A 2,412-nucleotide genomic window follows, 5' to 3' on the forward strand; every position below is an offset into this window, starting at 1 on the left:
TGGTGCCGTCCATCAGCGCCCAGAGCATGGCGGCGCGTCCGGGGTCGGCAAGCAGCGCGCCAATCCGCGACAAACCCGGGAACGGACGTGCATCGTCGTGATTGAGAGTCATGGGAACCTCCTTCGATTGCCTCGACTTTAGCGGCTTTGTGCACGCGATGTTTCACTGCGGCGTGAAGTATCGATGCGCCCCGGGGCACCGGGCTAGAATAATGTTCCATCTTGAAGTGCGGTCTTGCAGGAGCTTGTCATGCTGAAACTGTTGGTTGTGGCGTTGCTTGCGGCGGTATGCGCCGGATGCGCGGGAGCGTCGGGCGGATCGTCGTCGGCGAGCGGGTCGAGCGGCATCACGATGTACGGCGTGGTGGACGAGGGTATCTCGGTGCGCAAATAGGATCGTTGGATGGTTGTCGTAAGCCCGTCCGCATTTTGCGACTCGTATAATTCGGCAACTCCACTTGACCGGCAGCCCCGCTGGGCGTGCCTTACATCGACATGAACACTGCAGCGCCGCTTTCAGATTCCACGGATGCCCCCATCAACGATCGGTCGGAAACCACGTTTCGTTTCCTCGCCGAGCCAACGTCCGTCAACTTCGGCGGGAAGGTCCACGGCGGCGCATTGATGAAGTGGATGGACGAGACGGCGTATGCATGCGCCGCCGTTTGGTCGGGGCGTTATTGCGTGACAGTGAGCGTGGGTAACATCCGCTTTCGCCGGCCCATCCTCGTCGGCAATCTCGTGGAACTCCGCGCACGGGTTGTCGCAACCGGGCGGACGAGCATGCATCTGCATATCTCGGTGCATGCCGGCGATCCCAAGAGCGGCGTCCTGCAACAGACGACGGATTGCCTGATGGTGTTCGTCGCCGTCGACGAACAGGGCAAGCCCGTGCCGGTCCCGTCCTTCGTGCCGGTGACCGACGAGCAAAAACGGCTCGCAAGATACGCGATGGACGTGAAGGACGCACTCGATGCCATCGTGGAGCTGAAGCCGGAAGAGGTCGCGGCCGGCAAGGTCTAGAAATTCGCCGGGCAAAACAAGTAAATAAGACGTTTCTCATTCATGAGTGTGTGCGTTGTCGGCATAGTTCGGCAGCCCGTGCGTTGGCCGCCGAACGGGCTAAAGCACAACTCCAAACATGAATGAGGAAACACCAATGACCTGGACAGCCGGCTATAACAGCTCGGTCGCCTACACGACTGGTTACTATCAGGAACAAAGTCCTAGCTTCCTGAACGCATGCCTCGTGATGCAGCGCGTACAGCCGCCATCGCTCGAAAAATTCACTTATTGCGAACTTGGATTCGGTCAGGGACTGACGTCGCTCATCCTCGCTGCGACGCATCCGAACGGCGAGTTCCATGCCTGCGATTTCAACCCGCTGCACGTGCTGAGCGCTTCATCCATACGCGACGAAGCGCGCCTGCCGAACCTCACGCTGCTTGAAAACGGCTTTCGCGAGCTCGCGCAAGGCAAGGTCGCTCTGCCCTTGTTCGACTACATTACGCTGCACGGCATCATCTCGTGGGTATCGGATGACACGCGGGCACACATCATGCAGTTCCTCACGCGATATCTGAAGCCGGGCGGTGTTGTGCAGGTGAGCTACAACGCAATGGTTGGTTGCGCGCAGATCATGCCGCTGCAACGGCTGCTGATGCTCGGTGCCGGAAAGGGCAGCGACGCTTGGACGAAGGGCAACGAACTGGTAACGAAGGTGAAGGGCCTTGAAGCGCTGCACTTCGTGCGCAACCCTGACTCGGCGAGCCGCGTGGACGGCTTTCAAAACCTCGATAAAAACTATCTTGTCCACGAGTACCTGCACGCTAAATGGACGCCGTTTCACATCACGGACATTGCACGCGAAATGGCGGAGGCCAAGCTGAGCTTTGCGGGCAGCGCGCGATTTGCTCACATGGCGCCCGTTTCGTGGCTGGGTGAAAACCAGCGGAAAATGCTCGAAACGGTCACCGATCCTATCGAAGCAGAGGAGGTGCGCGATTATTTTGCCAACCGGGGATTTCGCTCGGATATCTTCGTGAGGGGCAAAGTGTCGCTCAGTGATATCCGCCTGCGCGAGCAGGCCCGGCACGTTCATTTGTGGGGCAACCCGGCGATGGTCTACAAGTCGGAGGTGAGCCTGGAACACTCCACGATCACGCGCGCTGACACTTTTCACAAGTCATTGTTCGATCTTCTGCGCCGGTCTGAAACCACGCTCGCGGAAGTCTTCGACGCCCCCGAGCTTGCAGGACTTCCGCTCGATGCAATCCTGAAGTTGCTGCGTTTATCCATTGCCATTGGCGAGACGGTCGTCCGTTATGGCCCGGAACAACCGCGTGCCACAGCGGACCGGCTCAACACCGCCTTGTTTTCGCGGGCCGAGCGCGGAGAGCCCTGGGATGCACA

At 59.4% G+C, this 2,412-nt stretch carries 3 protein-coding genes and 1 pseudogene; 3 read left to right on the forward strand and 1 reads right to left on the reverse strand.

The annotated features are described in order from the left end of the window. Positions 1-112 (reverse strand): annotated as a pseudogene (locus ACRXB1_RS34575) (transcriptional regulator); the annotation flags it as partial. 138 nt (positions 113-250) lie between these two features. Between ACRXB1_RS34575 and ACRXB1_RS34580 the strand changes: the two are divergent. The 3 genes from ACRXB1_RS34580 to ACRXB1_RS34590 form a co-directional block, all read left to right on the forward strand. Beyond that, the gene (locus tag ACRXB1_RS34580; RefSeq protein WP_155524226.1) at positions 251-394 is read left to right on the forward strand and encodes a hypothetical protein; all 144 of its coding nucleotides are present in this window, start codon (positions 251-253) and stop codon (positions 392-394) included. A gap of 101 nt (positions 395-495) precedes the next feature. Continuing rightward, positions 496-1,023 carry an acyl-CoA thioesterase gene (locus ACRXB1_RS34585; protein WP_062167299.1) on the forward strand — a complete coding sequence of 176 codons (528 nt, stop codon included), beginning with the start codon at positions 496-498 and terminating at the stop codon, positions 1,021-1,023. A 136-nt stretch (positions 1,024-1,159) separates the two neighbouring features. Further along, positions 1,160-2,412 (forward strand): class I SAM-dependent methyltransferase (locus tag ACRXB1_RS34590; protein ID WP_449494601.1); only part of this gene is annotated, 1,253 nt, incomplete at its 3' end.

It is taken from the genome of Caballeronia sp. M23-90 (assembly GCF_053574605.1).

Bases quoted from the DNA above. Each gene is read 5' to 3' on its own strand.
- ACRXB1_RS34585 (WP_062167299.1), top strand. From the start codon at position 496: ATGAACACTGCAGCGCCGCTTTCAGATTCCACGGATGCCCCCATCAAC.
- ACRXB1_RS34580 (WP_155524226.1), top strand. From the start codon at position 251: ATGCTGAAACTGTTGGTTGTGGCGTTGCTTGCGGCGGTATGCGCCGGA.